At 41.1% G+C, this 18345-nt stretch carries 18 protein-coding genes and 1 tRNA gene; 3 read left to right on the forward strand and 16 right to left on the reverse strand.

Annotation, left to right across the window (positions count from 1 at the left end):
• Position 1: 1 nt before the first annotated feature.
• The 16 genes from nuoL to glmM all read right to left on the reverse strand — a co-directional run bounded on the left by nuoL (position 2) and on the right by glmM (position 14411).
• Positions 2–2011, reverse strand: coding sequence for an NADH-quinone oxidoreductase subunit L (gene nuoL, locus F3D68_RS01885; protein WP_151192838.1), 2010 nt, complete (start codon positions 2009–2011; stop codon positions 2–4).
• A 4-nt stretch (positions 2012–2015) separates the two neighbouring features.
• A complete protein-coding gene (nuoK, locus tag F3D68_RS01890; RefSeq protein WP_117002257.1) occupies positions 2016–2333 on the reverse strand; it encodes an NADH-quinone oxidoreductase subunit NuoK in 318 nt (105 codons plus the stop codon).
• On the reverse strand, positions 2326–2985 hold the full coding sequence (locus F3D68_RS01895; RefSeq protein ID WP_151192839.1) for an NADH-quinone oxidoreductase subunit J: 660 nt from the start codon (positions 2983–2985) through the stop codon (positions 2326–2328). Before F3D68_RS01895 ends, nuoK begins: the two co-directional genes overlap by 8 nt.
• Positions 2986–2991: 6 nt before the next feature.
• Positions 2992–3483, reverse strand: a complete 492-nt coding sequence (nuoI, locus tag F3D68_RS01900) for an NADH-quinone oxidoreductase subunit NuoI (RefSeq protein WP_117002259.1) — start codon at positions 3481–3483, stop codon at positions 2992–2994.
• 11 nt (positions 3484–3494) lie between these two features.
• Positions 3495–4508, reverse strand: coding sequence for an NADH-quinone oxidoreductase subunit NuoH (gene nuoH / locus F3D68_RS01905; RefSeq protein ID WP_150468978.1), 1014 nt, complete (start codon positions 4506–4508; stop codon positions 3495–3497).
• Positions 4505–6907, reverse strand: coding sequence for an NADH-quinone oxidoreductase subunit NuoG (gene nuoG / locus F3D68_RS01910; protein ID WP_191092665.1), 2403 nt, complete (start codon positions 6905–6907; stop codon positions 4505–4507). The genes nuoH and nuoG overlap by 4 nt, the downstream gene beginning before the upstream one ends.
• A gap of 72 nt (positions 6908–6979) precedes the next feature.
• Positions 6980–8251: an NADH-quinone oxidoreductase subunit NuoF gene (gene nuoF / locus F3D68_RS01915; protein ID WP_151192841.1), complete on the reverse strand. Its 1272-nt coding sequence runs from the start codon at positions 8249–8251 to the stop codon at positions 6980–6982.
• A gap of 3 nt (positions 8252–8254) precedes the next feature.
• Positions 8255–8758 (reverse strand): NADH-quinone oxidoreductase subunit NuoE, encoded by a 504-nt coding sequence (gene nuoE / locus F3D68_RS01920; RefSeq protein ID WP_151192842.1) that lies wholly within the window; start codon positions 8756–8758, stop codon positions 8255–8257.
• Between the two features lie 13 nt (positions 8759–8771).
• Positions 8772–10025 carry an NADH-quinone oxidoreductase subunit D gene (locus tag F3D68_RS01925; RefSeq protein WP_151192843.1) on the reverse strand — a complete coding sequence of 418 codons (1254 nt, stop codon included), beginning with the start codon at positions 10023–10025 and terminating at the stop codon, positions 8772–8774.
• An 11-nt stretch (positions 10026–10036) separates the two neighbouring features.
• Positions 10037–10705 carry an NADH-quinone oxidoreductase subunit C gene (locus tag F3D68_RS01930; RefSeq protein WP_151192844.1) on the reverse strand — a complete coding sequence of 223 codons (669 nt, stop codon included), beginning with the start codon at positions 10703–10705 and terminating at the stop codon, positions 10037–10039.
• Between the two features lie 2 nt (positions 10706–10707).
• Positions 10708–11193 (reverse strand): NuoB/complex I 20 kDa subunit family protein, encoded by a 486-nt coding sequence (locus tag F3D68_RS01935; protein ID WP_117002266.1) that lies wholly within the window; start codon positions 11191–11193, stop codon positions 10708–10710.
• Positions 11184–11579 (reverse strand): NADH-quinone oxidoreductase subunit A, encoded by a 396-nt coding sequence (gene ndhC / locus F3D68_RS01940; protein ID WP_170137198.1) that lies wholly within the window; start codon positions 11577–11579, stop codon positions 11184–11186. The genes F3D68_RS01935 and ndhC overlap by 10 nt, the downstream gene beginning before the upstream one ends.
• 20 nt (positions 11580–11599) lie before the next feature.
• Positions 11600–11685, reverse strand: a tRNA-Leu gene (locus tag F3D68_RS01945).
• 91 nt (positions 11686–11776) lie between these two features.
• Positions 11777–12283, reverse strand: a complete 507-nt coding sequence (secG, locus tag F3D68_RS01950; protein ID WP_151192845.1) for a preprotein translocase subunit SecG — start codon at positions 12281–12283, stop codon at positions 11777–11779.
• Positions 12284–12296: 13 nt separating this feature from the next.
• The gene (gene tpiA, locus F3D68_RS01955; protein WP_151192846.1) at positions 12297–13070 is read right to left on the reverse strand and encodes a triose-phosphate isomerase; all 774 of its coding nucleotides are present in this window, start codon (positions 13068–13070) and stop codon (positions 12297–12299) included.
• A gap of 12 nt (positions 13071–13082) precedes the next feature.
• Positions 13083–14411, reverse strand: coding sequence for a phosphoglucosamine mutase (gene glmM / locus F3D68_RS01960; RefSeq protein WP_151192847.1), 1329 nt, complete (start codon positions 14409–14411; stop codon positions 13083–13085).
• Between the two features lie 270 nt (positions 14412–14681).
• On the opposite strand from glmM, the gene F3D68_RS01965 reads away from it, so the two are divergent.
• The 3 genes from F3D68_RS01965 to F3D68_RS01975 all read left to right on the forward strand — a co-directional run bounded on the left by F3D68_RS01965 (position 14682) and on the right by F3D68_RS01975 (position 18304).
• Positions 14682–16241, forward strand: a complete 1560-nt coding sequence (locus F3D68_RS01965) for an ATP-binding protein (RefSeq protein WP_151192848.1) — start codon at positions 14682–14684, stop codon at positions 16239–16241.
• 207 nt (positions 16242–16448) lie between these two features.
• Positions 16449–17414, forward strand: coding sequence for a class II fructose-bisphosphatase (gene glpX, locus F3D68_RS01970; RefSeq protein WP_151192849.1), 966 nt, complete (start codon positions 16449–16451; stop codon positions 17412–17414).
• A 17-nt stretch (positions 17415–17431) separates the two neighbouring features.
• Positions 17432–18304 (forward strand): LysR substrate-binding domain-containing protein, encoded by an 873-nt coding sequence (locus F3D68_RS01975; protein ID WP_151192850.1) that lies wholly within the window; start codon positions 17432–17434, stop codon positions 18302–18304.
• Positions 18305–18345 lie beyond the last annotated feature (41 nt).

An 18345-nucleotide genomic window follows, 5' to 3' on the forward strand; every position in this document is an offset into this window, starting at 1 on the left:
CTTAGTTTACCCAAAAAATTAGCCATGCGATCAATGCTAAAACACCAATCAACATCACCAGTGCGTAGTCAAACAAAAACCCACGTTGCACACGTGTCATCTTCTTGCCCGCAAAATAAATCAAATCCGCACTGCCTTGAACAGCCACCTTATCAATCATGAAGATATCAATCACCACCCATAACACTTTACTTAGCAGCACGACTCCTTTGACAAACACAAGATCATACAAGCCATCGATAAAATATTTTTTGACAAGGATATAATGCAAAACACCAAATCCTGAACGCACATCGGCTAACGCCTTAGGAATGCTTGGCACCAATACATAGAAGATATATGCCAAAATAAGTGCTGAAATTGCCAACCAAAATGCCGGTGTATGCACAGAATGCATAATGAAATCCCATGGTGTTTTGGTTGCTGCTTCTTGCGCTAAAGTTGCGACAACCGTCATATTACCTAAAGCGGGTTCATAGTATTGCGCAATCGTATTACCAAAGAAGCCATGTGCATTAGCAAGATTTGGTGTTAACGCCGGTTCAAAGAATAGCATCCCCGCAAATACCGATGGAATCGCTAATAAAATCAATGGAATCAAAATTGTTAATGGTGATTCTTTGACATGCGCTTTAGTATGCGCATCCATTCGTGTTGGACCATGGAATGTCATAAAGATCATTCTAAAGGTATAGAAAGACGTAACAAACGCACAAGCCAATACTAAATAATAAGCAAATTCATGCCCTGGCAAAGTTGTGGTTGCTGCTGCATCAATAATCAAGTCTTTTGAGAAGAAACCAGCAAATGGCGGAATCGCAGCTAATGCCCAACCCCCAATAATCATACAGATATAGGTAATTGGCATGTATCTTCTTAAACCGCCCATCTTGCGCATGTCTTGCTCGTGATGTAATGCGACAATCACCGAACCGGCTGCCAAGAATAACAATGCTTTAAACATCGCATGTGTCATTAAATGAAACATGCCAATGGAAAAACCTGAGGCGCCTTGAGCGACCATCATATAACCTAATTGTGACAAGGTACAATAAGCGATAACGCGCTTAATATCCATTTGCACAATGGCAATGAGCCCCATAAATAAACAAGTGATGGCGCCAATAATCATCACAAAGCTTAATGCGGTTGCCGAATGAACAAACATCGGTGATAAGCGCGCGATCATAAAGACACCTGCAGTCACCATCGTTGCCGCGTGGATCAATGCTGAGATCGGCGTTGGGCCCTCCATTGAGCCTTCTAACCAAGTATGTAGCGGAAATTGCGCTGATTTACCCATCGCTCCGATAAACAGCAGCACACACATCAACGTGATCGGGCTAAATTGCATACCTAAGAACGAAATCATTTGGCTGTTATCAAGATTACTCACAGCAGTGAATACGGTGTTGTAATCGATTGAATTACAATAGTAAATAACTGCAGCAATTCCTAACAAGAATCCTAAATCACCGACACGATTAACAATAAAAGCGCGTAAGCTTGCTTCATTGGCTGAGTCTTTATCAAAGTAATAACCGATTAAGAGATACGAGAATAACCCCACCCCTTCCCAACCAAAGAAGAGTAATAAGAAATTATTAGCCATAACCAAACAAAGCATGGCAAAGGTGAAGCCCGAGATATAGGCAAAAAAGCGCGCGTAACCATCTTCGCCCTTCATATAACCTATTGAGTAGACATGCACCAAGGTGGATACAAATGTCACGATCAGCATCATAAAGACAGATAGTTTATCGACAGTGAAGCTGACCGTCATGCCTAAAGATGGGAACAATGCCCAGTTGAAGTAGGTTACGGTATAAACCTCATTGTGCAAATAAACGCCTAATGCCAGAACAACACTCAAAATAAAGGATAAAAGTACCAAGCCAATCGTAATGCAGTTAACACCGGTTAATTGCACCTTTTTTGAAAAAAAGCCGGCAACGATTGCACCTAATGCTGGCGCCAAGATAATAATGGCAATAATAAAATCAATTCCCATCGCCTTAGCCCTTTAATGTGTTTAGTTGACCGACATCGATTGTTTTGCGTGTTCTAAATAACACAACCACAATCGCCAAACCGATGGCTGCTTCAGCAGCAGCAACCGTTAGAATAAAGAAGACAAACACATCACCGGTGTTTTGCTTAAGCATACTTGAGAAAGCAATAAAGTTCGTATTGACTGCTAAGAGCATTAACTCAATTGACATCAATAGGATCAATAGATTGCGACGGTTCATAATAATACCGGCAATACTTAATGAAAATATAATCGCACTAAAAATCAAATAATGCGTAATGGGTACCGGAATACTAGTCATTCTTAGGTTCTCCCTGATCAGAATCATCTTGTGATTTTTCTTCTTTTACTTCTTTTGCTATTTCAGAAGTGTTTTTTTCTGCTTTCATCTTAACCATCGTCAAACGATCTTTCGCCTGTGTTTGAATCTGCAGGCTTGGATTAATCGATTTATTACCTGGTTTTTTACCACGGAAAGTCAAAGTAATAGCAGATACCATCGCTGCTAATAAGACCATACCAGCAAGCTCAAACGCATAGAGATATTTATTAGAGAACATCTCGCGCCCTAGATTTTCAACGGTACCTAAACCACCGGTCATTGTTCTATCCGCGAAGGTATGGCTAACTACAATTGAAATAAGCACGGCTAAACACGCACATAATAAGATCACGATTGGCCAGTAGAATACTAATTTCTTCTGTTTGATGACGATGTCGATATCTAGCATCATCACCACAAACAAGAACATCACCAAAACCGCGCCAACATAAACAACGATCAAAAGTAACGCCAGATACTCCTGCTGCATCGTAAGCCAAACGCCCGCCGCCGCAAAGAAAGTAAAGACTTTCGCAATAACTGCACGCACTGGGTTTTTTGCACTGACAACCAATAGTGCCCCTAGCACCGTTAGTGCGGCAAATACATAAAAGATAATATTTACACTCATCGATCCCTACCTAAATGCTCTGTCTGCTTCACGATCTTTCGCGATCTCATCTTCATACTTATCACCAACTGCCAAAAGCTTTGCTTTGGTCATGATATTCTCACCACGTTTTTCAAAGTGGTATTCAAACACACGTGTTTCAACAATCGAATCCACCGGACAAGACTCTTCACAAAAACCACAAAAGATACATTTGAATAAATCAATTTCATATTTTGTCGTACGTCTTGAGCCATCTTCACGAGGTTCTGCTTCAATGGTAATCGCCAAGGCAGGACAAACGGCTTCACATAATTTACACGCGATACAACGCTCTTCACCATTTTCATAGCGACGCAGCGCATGCAGTCCACGAAAACGACCTGATTGCGGCGTTTTTTCATCCGGATATTGCACGGTTACTTTGCGCGTGAAAAAGTGCTTACCGGTAATCTTAAGACCTTTTAACAATTCCCATAGCAAAAAGGTCTGACAATAGCGTTTAATTGCTTTAAACATCAATAAATCTCCTACCACCAAGGACCTAAGCCAAGTTTAACCATAAATGCAACCACAATAACCCATACTAAAGTCACTGGAATAAAGATCTTCCAGCCCAATCGCATTAATTGGTCATAGCGATATCTTGGGAAAGTTGCACGAATCCATAAATACATAAACATGAAAATACCAGTTTTTAAGAATAACCAGATCATGCCTGGCACAAAGCTAAAGAACTGATCAAGCACAGGAATGTTTTCAAATGGTGAAATCCAGCCACCTAAAAAGAAAACGGCAGTTAACAAGCTGATCAAAATCATATTGGCATATTCTGCTAAGAAGAATAACGCAAAGCGCGCACCTGAGTACTCGACGTGATGCCCAGCAATAATCTCAGATTCACCTTCGATCACATCAAATGGCGCACGTCCCGTCTCAGCAACACCTGAGATAAAGTAAATAACAAACAACGGAAATAGCGGGATAAAATACCAATGCCAAATACCACCTTGTTGTGTTTCGACAATCGTGCTTAGATTAAGTGAACCCGCAGCGATCAACACACCGATGATGGCAAAACCCATTGCAAGCTCATAGGATACAACCTGAGCTGCTGCACGCAATGCACCAAACATCGCATATTTCGAGTTAGATGCCCAACCAGCAATAATCACACCATATACTGCAATTGAAGTCATCGCCAGAATATATAACACACCGGCATTGATATCTGCCAAGACGATACCCTTGCCAAATGGCACAACTGCCCATGCAGTATAAGCAGGGGCGAAAGCAAGCATCGGTGCGATAAAAAACAAATAGCGGTTTGATTTCGCTGGAATAATAATTTCTTTGAGTAATAACTTAACCGCGTCAACGATGGGTTGTAGCAAACCAAAAGAGCCCACACGATTTGGACCAATACGGTCCTGCATGTAACCGATCACTTTACGCTCTGCATAGGTATAGTAAGCTACAACCAAAATCAAAGGGATAACGATTAATAAGACTTTTAGAACAATCCAGATAATATCTAAAATCATGCGTTTACCACCGTCTGTTTAATTGGCGTGATTGTAACATTGCCCCAAGCTTTGCCACAAGTCGGCATAAGCTGAAACGGCACGATTATCGTGTCTTTGGCTAATGTCCCATCAATAATGAGATCAACCTCGTATGCTTTGTCATCAAGCTTGACAACAACACGACCTGATGCGTTTATCTCATGCGCTGCGGCATACTTAGCTGATACACGTAGGCTTTGCGCATAATAAGTATCTTTCGTTGCTTGCAATGGTTTAGCACGTCTTAATAACGCATTTGTACAATACATCGATGTAGATGGCGTGACATGATAGCCCTCAGCCAATGCTGTTAAGCCTTTTTTAAACAATCCATCAACATCGACTTTTAACTCAGCTTGTTCATGTGTTGTGAACTCATGATAAACCTCATCAACTGTTTGGTAATCAAAGCCTTCTAAACTTAATAAGTTCGCTAATACACGCAATACTTTCCACAAAGGTTTACTGTCTTCATATGGTTGGATAACCGCTTTAAAATGCTGTGTTTGTCCAGCGATATTAATAAAGGAGCCATCTTCTTCAAAATGTGTAGTAATCGGCAATATGATATCCGCATATTCAAACATATCAGCAGTTGCATAGCTTGTAAATGCTGCCACGATATCAATCTCTTGTAGCTTTTGTAAGGCTTCTTGACCTAACACTGAATCAAACTCAGGTTCAACTGCAAAGTTTAATAATAATTTGGTTTTATTACTCAATATCGCTTGTGCGTTCATGCCTTGTTGTAAGTTTTCATTAGCACCTGGCAGATACTCACTCGCTGCTCCTGCAAGTAATGCACCCTTGGCATTAGCGCCAAAACTAAGTACTCCACCTTTGGCAGAGAGTAAGATTTTAAGCTCAGTAAACAATGCGTAAATTTCAGCAAAATCTTTATTTAAAATCGCATCAAAACCTAAAATCATCACTGGTTTTTCAGAAGATACCAACGCTGTTGCCAAAGCTTCAATTTCAGGCAAAATTTCTAGTGTTTCAATAGTCTTATTAACTATCTCTGATGATATTGGTTGTGAGATTTTTTGCGCTACGGCTTTCACTAAATTCGCCAGCGCATAAACCATCTCATTGGCTTCAACTTGTGTCGTCTGAACGGCATAATTGAAGTCATATTCTTGGCTATTAAGCGCCAAAACCCTCGCGCCATTTTTCACTGCCTTATGCACGCGGTGATTAATTAATGGGACTTCTTTTCGTAAATAGCTACCAACCAGTAATGCAACATCGGCATTTTCAATCTCAGCTAATTCACAATCAAACCCGATACCGGTGTGTAATGTTAAGGCGTGTGCTGCTTGCATTAAGCGTGTATCAATATTGTTTGAGCCAACTTGACGCATCAGTTTTTGGATAAGGTATAAACTCTCTGTTGTTAATGAATCTGAAGCAAGGCTCGATATCGCATTAACACCGTCTTGCGCTTTGGTTTGCTCGATGGCTACTTTGACAAAATCTAATGCTTCCTCCCACGATACATCAACCCAAGCACCTGCTTTTTTAATCATCGGCTGTGTAACACGATCTTCGGCATAAACACCGGTATAAGCAAAACGATCCTTATCGGCAATCCACGTTTCATTAATGCTTTCATTTTCTTTTGGCACAACACGCATTAGTTGATTGCGACGCGTGTGCGCATAGATGTTTGCACCAACGCAATCAGCGCCTGAAATCGTTGCATATTGCATAAGCTCCCAAGCACGTGCGTGGAATCTAAACGGTTTAGACGTTAACGCACCCACTGGGCATAAATCAATAATATTACCGGATAATTCCGAATTGACGGTTTTAGCAACATAAGTACCGATTTGCGTGTGATCTCCTCTGCCCATCGCACCAAGCTCTTTATCACCACTTATTTCTTCACCAAAACGCACACAACGCGTACATTGAATACAACGCGTCATATCAGTTGCCACTAATGGTCCTAAGGTTGGGTCATCAAATACGCGCTTAGTTTCATTATATTTAGAAACATCACTGCCATAACCCATCGCGACATCCTGCAGTTCACATTCACCACCTTGATCACAAATAGGACAATCAAGCGGATGGTTAATCAGTAAAAACTCCATGACTTTCTTTTGATAAGAAAGTGTCGTTGGCGATTTTGTAAAAACCTTCATGCCATCCATAATCGGTGTCGCGCATGCTGGAGATGGCTTTCTTGCCCCTTCAACTTCGACAAGACACATTCTACAGTTGGCTGCTATCGAGAGCTTCTTATGATAACAAAAGCGCGGAATATAAATACCATGCCTATCAGCGATTTGAATAATCATCTCACCGGGCTTCGCCGCATATGGCTGACCATTGATCTCGATATTAAGTTGTTTTGTTGCTTCTTTTTCTGACACGGGAGTCACCCTTCATCAATTACGTTTATTTTTAACCCTACGCTTAAATCAGCAATAGGGTTTCACTATTTATTAAGCACCGACAATACTGCGCTTATGTTCAATCATATATTCAAATTCATGTCTGAATTTCTTAATATAGCTCTGTACCGGCCATGCCGCAGCATCACCTAAACCACAAATGGTATTGCCTTCAATATTTGAGGCGACACGTGTTAAATTATCAATATCTTCTGGCTTACCTTCACCATGCAAAATACGCTCTAAGGTTCTTGCTAACCAACCAGTTCCTTCGCGACACGGCGTGCATTGTCCACAGGACTCTTCATAATAAAACTCAGCTAAGCGCGCTAGTAACTCAACCATACACGTATCTTCATCAAGTACGACAACAGCACCTGAGCCTAACATTGAGCCTGCTTGACCAATAGCTTCATAGTCCATGGTTAAAGATAGCATCTCATCACCAGTTAGGATCTTACATGAGCTGCCACCTGGAATCACTGCTTTGATTTTTTTATTCTCACGCACGCCACCTGCCATCGCTAGCAAGTCTTTAAATGGCGTGCCAAGACCAATCTCAAACACACCAGGAGTATTAACATGCCCTGAAACACAAAAAAGTTTAGTACCACCACTTTTCTCTGTGCCCATTTTCTGAAACCACTCACCACCATGCTCTAAAATCGGCGGTACTGAGGCATAGGTCTCAGTATTATTAATATTGGTTGGACAACCATATAAGCCTTTATTGGCTGGAAACGGTGGCTTAAATCGCGGTTGACCTTTACGCCCTTCAAGCGAATTTAATAATGCCGTTTCTTCACCACAGATATAAGCACCCGCGCCAATTGAACAATATAAATTAAAATCAACACCTGAACTACGCAGATTAAAGCCGATCAAACCCATGGCACGGGCTTCATTTAAAGCCGCTTCAAAACGTGCAATAGGCTCATAAAACTCGCCACGGATATAGTTATAGCCGACTGTTGAACCGGTGACATAACCAGCAATTGCCATGCCCTCGATTAATTGATGTGGATTATTGCGTAAAATCTCGCGATCTTTACAAGTACCTGGTTCACCCTCATCGGAATTGCATACAACATACTTCTGTCCTGGCAAGTTGCGCGGCATGAAGCTCCACTTAAGACCTGTAGGGAAGCCCGCACCACCACGACCACGTAGACCTGATTTTTTAAGCTCTTCAATAATGACTTCAGGTGGAATTTTCTCATCGAGAATTCTTTTCCAATAAGAGTATCCGCCTATCGACTCGTAAGACTTCAATGACCACGGTCGCTCAAGGTGCAGGGTTCTAAAACACACTTCATTCGCCATCTGCTACTCCAAAGAATCAATAATTTGATCGACTTTTGCAATGGTTAAGTTTTCATAAAAAACCTTATCCACTTCCAACATTGGCGCACCACAGCATGCACCCTGACACTCGACAGACTTTAACGTAATTCTACCATCAGCCGTTGTTTGCCCCGCTTTAATATCAAGCTTATTTTCAAGATGCGTCATGATTTTCTTGGCACCATTTAACATACATGAAAGATTAGTACATACATTTAGCTTATGCCTGCCTACTTTTTTAAGATCATACATGCTGTAGAAAGTTGCCACTTCATAGACTGAAGCTGCTGGCACATCCAAATAAAGTGCTAATTTATCCATCAACTCTTCGGTTAAATAGCCGTTGTTATAGTCTTGCAAAACATGCAAGCCTGGGATGATGACAGAGCGCTTTTGATTAGCAGGATAGCGCTTTTCCCAATTTTCTAGCAACTCAGTGACTTGAGGTGAAAAGATTTCTTTTTTATCTAACTTATTCTCTAACATAGACAAACCTTACTTATCTATCTACATCGCCAAACACAATATCTTGTGTCGCAATAATTGCCGGAGCATCGGATAACATATGCCCGCTTAACATTTCATTCATCGCACTTAAATGGGTAAAGCCTGGCGCTCTAATCTTTAGACGATACGGTTTATTGGCACCATCTGATACCAAGTAAATTCCAAATTCACCCTTTGGATGCTCTGTTCCCACATATACTTCACCTTCAGGCACACAATAGCCCTCAGAAAATAGCTTAAAGTGATGAATCAAGGCTTCCATACTGTTTTTCATCTCATCACGCTTAGGCGGAGTCACTTTGTGATTTGGCGCCATAATAGGACCTTCGTTGTGACGTAACCACTCAACGCATTGACGGATGATTTTATTGGATTCGCGCATTTCTGCCATACGTACCAAATAGCGATCATAGCAATCACCATGGCTACCAACAGGAATATCAAAATCAAGTTCGCTATAGACATCATACGGTTGTTTTTTGCGAAGATCCCAAGCAACGCCTGAGCCTCTTAACATTGGACCACCAAAGCCTAATGCCTTAGCACGCTCTGGCGTTACCACACCAATACCAACGGTACGCTGCTTCCAGATACGGTTATTGGTTAACAGGTTTTCATACTCATCAACACATTTTGGAAAACGCTCAGTAAAGTCCCAAATAAAATCAAGCAATGAACCTTGGCGATTTTTATTAATCGCTTTTAATTTACGCTTTGATGTGAAACGAGACTTTTCATATTTGGGCATTGTCAATGGCAAGTCGCGAGCAACACCTCCTGGACGGAAATAAGTTGCATGCATTCTCGCCCCTGAAACCGCTTCATAGCAATCAAACAGATCTTCACGCTCACGAAACGCATAAAGAAACATCGTCATCGCACCTAAGTCTAAACTATTAGCTGCTGTCCACAATAAGTGATTCAAAATACGCGTAATTTCAGCAAACATCACACGGATGTATTGCGCGCGTTTTGGCACTTCAATCTCAAGCAACTTTTCAATCGCCAACACATAAGCATGCTCATTACACATCATCGATACGTAGTCTAAGCGATCCATATAACCAATGCTTTGGTTATATGGTTTAGATTCAGCCAATTTCTCGGTACCGCGATGCAAAAGACCAATATGTGGATCAGCGCGAACAACGACCTCACCGTCAAGCTCTAACACCAAACGCAATACCCCATGAGCCGCCGGATGCACCGGACCAAAGTTCATTGTATAGTTTTTAAATTCTGCCATAGCATTCTCAATTACTGTTCATCTAAGTAACGGTTATCTTGACGAATAACCTTAGGCGCATTCACACGCGGATCAATTTCTACTGGTTCATAAACCACACGTTTTTGCGTTTCATCATAACGCATCTCAACATAACCGCTTTGCGGGAAATCTTTTCTAAACGGATGACCTACAAAGCCATAATCTGTCAGTATTCGGCGTAAATCAGGATGCCCTGTAAAAACAAAGCCAAACATATCAAAAGCTTCACGCTCGCTCCAGTTTGCCGCAGGCCAAATATCAACAACGCTTGGTAACATCAGATCAAACTCATCTAAATAAACCTTAACACGCAAGCGAATATTAAGTGCTAAACTCATCAAGTGATAAACTACCGCGAAGCGTTTCTTGCCTTTATTGGGTTCTTTATGTAACAACTCACCTTGCACAACACCGCGCGAAAAGCCACTACTCGTGGCACTTTGCGTTTTCCACTCATCTTCACCAAAGCTTAAGTAATCAACACCACTGACATCAACAAGCTGTTCAAACTTAAATACTTTTTTTAAGCGCGTCATCACTTTGATCAGATCGTCTTTGGCAATTTCAACGGTAAGCTCACCGTGTTGAAAAGATGTTGAGATAAACTGACTGTTAAAGTCATTTTTTAAATCATCGATAAATTCTTGCGTTAACGACATCGTCATTTCCTCGCAATTGTATTAGTACGTTTGATTTTATTTTGCAGCTGAATAATGCCATAGATAAGCGCTTCAGCCGTTGGCGGGCAACCAGGCACATAAATATCCACTGGCATAATGCGATCGCAACCCCTAACTACGGAATAAGAATAATGATAATAGCCACCACCGTTAGCACATGACCCCATGGAAATCACCCATTTTGGATCAGGCATCTGATCATAGACTTTACGCAAAGCTGGCGCCATCTTATTACACAAAGTGCCGGCAACAATCAAGACATCTGATTGACGTGGGCTCGGGCGAAATACAATACCAAAACGATCCAAGTCATAACGCGCAGCCCCTGCATGCATCATCTCAACGGCGCAACAGGCAAGACCAAAGGTTACCGGCCACAAAGATCCTGTACGCACCCAATTTACTAAAGAATCAGCGCTGGCAGTGATAAAGCCTTTATTATTGTTAATGCCTTCTTCTACTCCCATTCTAGCGCCCCTTTCTTCCACTCATAGATAAATCCAATTAGTAAGATGAACAAGAATATCATCATCGCAATGAAAGCTGCCCATGAAATACCACCTGCACCGCTATCGCGTACCAGCACACCCCAAGGAATCATAAAAGCAACTTCAAGATCAAAAACCAAAAATAAAATGGCAACCAAATAAAAACGCACATCGAACTTGATGCGCGCATCTTCAAATTCAGCAAATCCGCACTCAAATGGTGCGTTTTTTTCAGGGTTCGGGTTATGCACCCCAACAATAATTGATAGCATTTTGCCGCCAATCGCCATTGCTGATGCGATAGCAATCGCCACAATGAGAAAAATCAAAATCGGCAAAAACTCATGATATACACTATATTGCAACATGCCTATATCCTCGTTTTTGGTGCCAAAGGCGGGACTCGAACCCGCACGAGCTGTGCTCACCACCCCCTCAAGATGGCGTGTCTACCAATTCCACCACTTTGGCAAAATAAACTTAACCTTACTAAAACAGTCTTTGACAAATCGCTATAAGCCCATAAGCATCATAGCTTTAACAATCAAAAACTCTACTTTAGCTATTTAGTTGACGCGGGTACCGCTTCATTTTCTTTAGTTGTTGCACTCTTCACATCCAATGCCTGCTTTGACTTGTCATCAGCGTTTTCAGCATTTGATGTTGTCGCTGTTGGAGTTTTTAGAAGATTGCTCACCGGAAGTGTTACTGTACCTTTGTTTTCTTTTGCATCAGTTGCTTTAGCCTGTTCAATCAAAGCCTGCTGAGCTGCTTGCTGCTTTTGGTAATCAGCTTGCGACACACCGCTTGATGCTTGAGCCTCGGCACCCTTGTTTGCATTTTGCTTGCCAATATAGCTTAAACTTACGCTTGTGACAAAAAAAACAGCGACTAAAAAAGCTGTAAACTTAAACATAAATGGCGCCGCTCCTCGGCTACCAAATACGGTTTGAGATGCGCCTGACCCAAATGAGGCGCCCATGTTTGCTCCTTTGCCTTGTTGCAACAATATCAATCCAACAATCAATACCGCAACAATAATATGTACAGTGATAACTAACGCTAACATCTACTCGTTTTGCCTATTTTACATGCTTGGCATTTTTAACCGCTTTTGCATGTTTAACAATTTTACCAAAGTCCTTCCCACAAAGAGAAGCACCCCCTATCAAACCACCATCGACATCTGCCAACTTCAATATCTCATCAGCATTCGATGGCTTAAGGCTGCCACCATATATAATTTTGATATTTTTAGCAAGCTCAACATGGAAGTTTGTGACGATCGAGCGTAAGTAAGCATGGACTTCCTGAACCTGTGATGCCGTTGCCGCAAGCCCTGTACCAATCGCCCATACCGGCTCATAAGCAATGATAACATTTCTCAATTGATTTAGAGTCAGCTCATTTAATACCGTACTAAGCTGAGTTTTTAAGACTTCCTCCAATTTACCTCTAGTTCTTTCTTCTAATGTCTCACCAACGCAAACAATGGCACAAAGTCCTGCTTCAGTTGCTTTTTTAGCTTTCAATGCAACATCGATATTACTTTCACCAAATAGCGCACGACGCTCAGAATGTCCAATAATAGCGTATTGACAGTTAAAATCCTTAAGCATGCTCACACTAATCTCGCCAGTGTAAGCACCATTATCATATTGGCTAACATTTTGCACACCAAGAGCAACGCTTTTGATATTGTCGCTAACATACGACAAATAAACATTAGGCACACACACTGCCATATCGGCAAAGAGCGATTCTGTTGATAATTTATTTAATGACTCACATAGACTTTTAATCGATAATAGTGAGCCATTCATCTTCCAGTTGCCAATAATAATTTGCTTTCTCATCGTTACTCCATATTAAGCATTTAACTTTTCTTTAACTTTTTCAACCAAATAATCTACCCACTTTTTGGTTAGATCAACTGTTTTTGCCTCAACCATTACACGCAATACGGGTTCGGTACCTGAGGGGCGCAATACCACACGACCATGATCACCTAGGGTTTTCTCGACAAAGCTAACATCTTCGATCAATAGACTCATATCATTAGCATCAAGCTTCTTTGTCAACGGCACATTGATCATCAACTGCGGCATTTTTTGACTATCAGCCAGCATTGACAAAGGTTTATTTGTTTTTGTTAATAATGCCAAAATTTGCAATGCTGCCATTAATCCATCTCCGGTTGAGTTGTAACGAAGATCAATGATGTGCCCCGAAGATTCACCACCAAGCGCCCAATCATTCTCAAGCAACAACTCCATCACATAGCGATCCCCCACTTTAGCACGCTTAAATGGTAAATTAAGCTTTGAAAATTCTTGCTCAATCGCAAGATTCGTCATCACCGTACCGACCACACCGGGTATGTTTTCATTGTGTTTTGCTAAAGCCAATAAAATATCATCGCCATCAACCACACATCCTGTTTCATCAACAAGCATAATCCGATCACCATCACCATCAAAGGCAATACCTAAATCAGCGTTTTGATTGATAACTGCGGTTTTTAATGCCTCAAGATGTACCGCCCCACAGTTTTCATTAATATTTAAACCATCCGGATTTGATGCAATGTTAACAGTGTTCAAATTCAAGCGCGAAAATACTTCTTTGGCAACACGAAATAGCGCGCCATTAGCGCAATCAACAATGATTTTTTTGTCACTTAAATTAATCTGATCCGCAAATGACGTCAAGCAATGCTTAATATAAGGTTTAACTTCATTGATCTGACTATAAATCTCACCAAACTCACCTTCTGGCTGGTAGTAAAACTCCTCATCAATATAGTGTTCGATCTGATACTCAACATCATCTGGCAACTTATGTCCTTCAGATGAGAATAATTTAATCCCATTATCATAAAACGGGTTATGTGATGCACTTAAAACAACGCCGGCACCGGCTTTAAAAATTGGTACCATAAAGGCAACAACGGGTGTTGGCACCATGCCTAAATTAATCACATTGACACCAACCGCAGTGATCCCTGCAATAAATCCAGCCTTTAACATATCCGAGGAGCGCCTAGTATCCTGACCAATCACGACGACAAGTGGTAAGCGCTTTTCGCGCAGCGCTTGCCCCACCGCATTACCCATCTTCATTGCAAACTCTGGCGTAATCGGATTAACACCTACTTTCCCGCGCACACCATCGGTGCCAAAATATTTCCTTGCCATGTATTTAGTGCTTTTTGCTTTTTAGATTTAAAACGCTCTACATTATGCGCTACTAAATAGAAATCGTTAAGTGATTTTCTTGGCGAAAGTCGTATTTTCGCTGTGATGGTGCTTTAAAAACACTTATCCACAGATTATCCACCACAAAAAACAAGGCAAATAGCAATTGCTGTTATTTTTCACTCTATTGCTCACGTTCGTTTCACTTGAGTCTATAAGGGTAACACGATAAGATTGATGATAATTTTTTAAAAAGCCAGTATAGATCACATGAAAAAACTTCCAATTGGTATCTCAGGGATAGAAAAAATTATCAATGGCAATTACTTGTATGTTGATAAAACAAAGCTTATCAACACTCTCATAAATAATGGCGGTGGGTTTTACTTCCTATCACGACCACGACGCTTCGGGAAATCGCTACTTATTGACACCATCAGACAACTTTTTCTAGGCAATAAAAAATTATTTACAGGTCTACATATAGAGAAACACTGGGACTGGCAAGTGCAACACCCTGTACTGCACTTTACCTTTGGCGAAGGCAATGCTGCCTCAACAGAAGAGTTAGATGCTAAAATCATGCGCTTTTTAGATGAATATTACCAAAGTTATGAAATAGACAATGTCTACAGCGAAATCAGCAGTCGCTTTGCTTATTTGATTGAACAACTTGCCAAAAATCACCGTAAAGTTGTCATTCTTGTTGATGAATATGACAAACCAGTACTGGATAATATCGACAATACCGAAATGGCAAAAGCGATGCGCCAACGCCTTAGAAACTTCTATAGCGTGATCAAATCTCAGGATGTTAATATTCAATTTGCAATGTTAACCGGCGTATCACGCTTTACTAAAATCAGTATTTTTAGTGAACTCAATAATTTAAAAGATATTACTCTTGATCCACGTTATGCAGATATCTGTGGCTACAATCAATCTGAGTTAGAACACTCTTTTAAAGACTATTTAACCGCTGGCAATGTCGATCTAGACCAGCTTAAAAAATGGTACAACGGCTATAACTTTGCTGGTGACAAGACGCAAAGAGTTTACAACCCTTTTGATATTCTACTATTCATTGATGGTGGCTATCGTTACCAAAGCTATTGGTTTGAAACGGCGACACCCGCTTTTTTGGTTAAGATGATCCAACAGAATCGCTACTTTATCCCTAATTTAGAAGATCTTGTTGTCAGTGAGACCATGTTGTCGAAGTTTGATATTAACGATATGCCGATCGCCACTTTACTCTTTCAAACGGGTTATTTAACCATCAAAGAAATAACAGCACGCGGCAATCGCATGGCATATCGCTTGGGTTATCCCAACTATGAAGTAAAATCAAGCCTAAATGAATCTCTTGCCAATATTGGCACAACCACAGATAACAAAGACTTTATACTTGGTCGCTTGGTTAGCAGTTTTGAAGAAGGCAATTTTGACGACTTAAAGATGATTTTAAGCAGTCATTTTTCCTCTATTCCACATGATTGGTATCGCAACAACCAGATCGATCAATATGAAGGGTTTTATGCCAGCATTGTCTATAGTTTATTAAGCGCTTTAGGCTATGACACAATACCAGAGGACGTTACTAACCATGGTAAACTCGATTTAACGATAATAATGGATGACAAAATTATCATTATCGAGTTTAAACTCGCCAAACTAGGTGACGCTAAGACCGCAATAGAACAGATCAAATCAAGGAAATACCCTGAAAAATATCTTGCTCTGGCTAAGCCTATTTATCTTGTTGGCATAAGCTTTGATACCGAAGAACGCAACGTTGCTGAATTAGAGGCTGAGCTGTACCAATCGTAAATTATTTGCAGATGACGTAAAACAAGTGACATTCTCCACTAGCTGCGCCACAACGTTGTTAGATCGAACTCATAATTTGTCAGCCTGATTTCCCGAAAACACATACCCTTTTAACCCCACAATTGTTACAATACTGGCGATTTTCAACAAGCACTGGATTCTTTGTAATCATTTTGACAGTGCATATACAAACTAAGGGATAGAATAATGGATCGTAATTTAGCATTAGAAACCGTTCGCGTTACCGAAGCTGCTGCTTTATCTGCCTGGCGTCAAATGGGTCGAGGAGACGAAAAAGCAGCTGATCAAGTTGCTGTTGATGCTATGCGTCGCGCTTTAAATGGTCTGGATATCGATGGCACTGTCGTCATTGGTGAGGGTGAGCGAGATGAGGCGCCCATGCTTTATATTGGTGAGAAAGTCGGCAAAGGCGGACCCAAGGTTGATATTGCACTTGATCCACTAGAGGGCACAACTATTACTGCTAAAGGTGGACCCAATGCCTTGGCAGTCATCGCCATGGCAGAAGATGGTGGTTTTCTAAACGCTCCGGATGTTTATATGGATAAAATTGCCGTGGGTGGACATGGCATGCCGGCAGATATTATCGATATCAATGCGACACCTGCTGAGAATTTGAAAAACTTGGCTCAATTTAAAAAAGTCCCTATTGAAGCACTAGTTGTCTGTATTTTAGATCGCCCACGCCATGAAGAGATTATCCGTCAAGTCAGAGAAGCCGGTGCACGCATTGCCCTTATTGGCGACGGTGATGTTTCCGCAGTCATTGCTACCGCACAAGAAGATACCGGCATTGATATGTACATGGGCACAGGAGGTGCACCTGAAGGTGTGCTTGCTGCTGCCGCCCTTCGTTGCTTAGGTGGACAAATGCAAGGTCGCCTGATCTTCAGAAATGATGATGAAAAAGCACGCGCGAACAAATGGGGCATTGATGATTTAAATAAAATCTATCATTTAAACGACCTAGCCTCTGGCAATGTGTTGTTTGCCGCGACAGGTGTCACCGATGGACAGATGCTCAAAGGTGTCAAGCGCAAAGGTCAATTTGCACAAACGCATAGCCTTGTCATGCGCTCATTATCAGGCACAGTAAGACATATTGAAGCCGAGCATAATTTTAATTTTAAGAAAGGCTTTGAGTACTTATAACCGAAATTAGGTAAAATATGCTTTCACACAAACAATTACTGATCTTTGCTGCCATTGCCAAACATGGCAGCATTACCAAGGCATCGGAGAGCTTAAGTCTCACGCAACCAGCACTAAGTACAGCATTATCAACGCTTGAGACTCAGCTTGGTGTTAAGCTCTTTGATCGTATTGATCGCAAAATCGTGCTTAATCATCATGGGCAGCAGCTTTACCCCAAAGCGATGGCGCTTTTAGAAGCTACTGATAAAATTGAACATTTCTTCAAACATACACAAGCTTTGATTGGCAGCTTGCATATTGCCGCAAGTAATACGATTGGTAATTATATCCTGCCGACACTTATGTCCTCCTTTAAACAGCAGCACCCTGAAGTGGAGCTATCTCTTAACATTGGCAATAGTGAACAAGTTATTGAATCGGTGATTTCCCATCAAACAGATTTGGGATTTATTGAGAGCGCTAGTTTAAGTAATCAGACCAATTGTTTTGCCTTTGCTAAAGATGAATTGAAACTTTTTGTGCATAAAGATCATCCTTTAGCCAAAGAAAAAACGGTCAATATTAAAACACTAAAAAAACACCCATTTATTCTCAGAGAAAAAGGCTCAGGCAGTCGCACGCTGATCGAGCAGACCATGCTGCCATTATTTGATTATCAATTGAATTTATTCTTGGAGCTTGGCAGTAGTGAAGCCATTATTCTTGCGGTATTAAATAGCAATGCCATTGGCTGCATTTCGCTATCTGCCTTATACAATCAATCAAACATTCACATCCTTGAATGCCCTGAAATGAAACTTCAAAGAGACCTGCTAATTGTCCAAAATAAGCGTGCGCACATCTCAGAGCTTACCGAAGAGTGGCTCGATTGGGTCACTAATAAATAATTTCAATTCAACCCATAAAATTTAACAAATTTTATTTATAT

Source organism: Cysteiniphilum sp. JM-1, assembly GCF_008711525.1.
GTDB lineage: Bacteria > Pseudomonadota > Gammaproteobacteria > Francisellales > Francisellaceae > Caedibacter.

What these genes read in the sequence shown, in the direction of transcription:
- F3D68_RS01930 (WP_151192844.1), bottom strand. Translation starts at nt 10,705, where the DNA reads ATGTCGTTAACGCAAGAATTTATCGATGATTTAAAAAATGACTTTAAC.
- F3D68_RS01935 (WP_117002266.1), bottom strand. Translation starts at nt 11,193, where the DNA reads ATGGGAGTAGAAGAAGGCATTAACAATAATAAAGGCTTTATCACTGCC.
- glpX (WP_151192849.1), top strand. Translation starts at nt 16,449, where the DNA reads ATGGATCGTAATTTAGCATTAGAAACCGTTCGCGTTACCGAAGCTGCT.
- F3D68_RS01925 (WP_151192843.1), bottom strand. Translation starts at nt 10,025, where the DNA reads ATGGCAGAATTTAAAAACTATACAATGAACTTTGGTCCGGTGCATCCG.
- F3D68_RS01895 (WP_151192839.1), bottom strand. Translation starts at nt 2,985, where the DNA reads ATGAGTGTAAATATTATCTTTTATGTATTTGCCGCACTAACGGTGCTA.
- F3D68_RS01965 (WP_151192848.1), top strand. Translation starts at nt 14,682, where the DNA reads ATGAAAAAACTTCCAATTGGTATCTCAGGGATAGAAAAAATTATCAAT.
- nuoE (WP_151192842.1), bottom strand. Translation starts at nt 8,758, where the DNA reads ATGTTAGAGAATAAGTTAGATAAAAAAGAAATCTTTTCACCTCAAGTC.
- F3D68_RS01975 (WP_151192850.1), top strand. Translation starts at nt 17,432, where the DNA reads ATGCTTTCACACAAACAATTACTGATCTTTGCTGCCATTGCCAAACAT.
- nuoI (WP_117002259.1), bottom strand. Translation starts at nt 3,483, where the DNA reads ATGTTTAAAGCAATTAAACGCTATTGTCAGACCTTTTTGCTATGGGAA.
- glmM (WP_151192847.1), bottom strand. Translation starts at nt 14,411, where the DNA reads ATGGCAAGGAAATATTTTGGCACCGATGGTGTGCGCGGGAAAGTAGGT.
- tpiA (WP_151192846.1), bottom strand. Translation starts at nt 13,070, where the DNA reads ATGAGAAAGCAAATTATTATTGGCAACTGGAAGATGAATGGCTCACTA.
- secG (WP_151192845.1), bottom strand. Translation starts at nt 12,283, where the DNA reads ATGTTAGCGTTAGTTATCACTGTACATATTATTGTTGCGGTATTGATT.
- nuoL (WP_151192838.1), bottom strand. Translation starts at nt 2,011, where the DNA reads ATGGGAATTGATTTTATTATTGCCATTATTATCTTGGCGCCAGCATTA.
- nuoH (WP_150468978.1), bottom strand. Translation starts at nt 4,508, where the DNA reads ATGATTTTAGATATTATCTGGATTGTTCTAAAAGTCTTATTAATCGTT.
- nuoF (WP_151192841.1), bottom strand. Translation starts at nt 8,251, where the DNA reads ATGGCGAATGAAGTGTGTTTTAGAACCCTGCACCTTGAGCGACCGTGG.
- nuoK (WP_117002257.1), bottom strand. Translation starts at nt 2,333, where the DNA reads ATGACTAGTATTCCGGTACCCATTACGCATTATTTGATTTTTAGTGCG.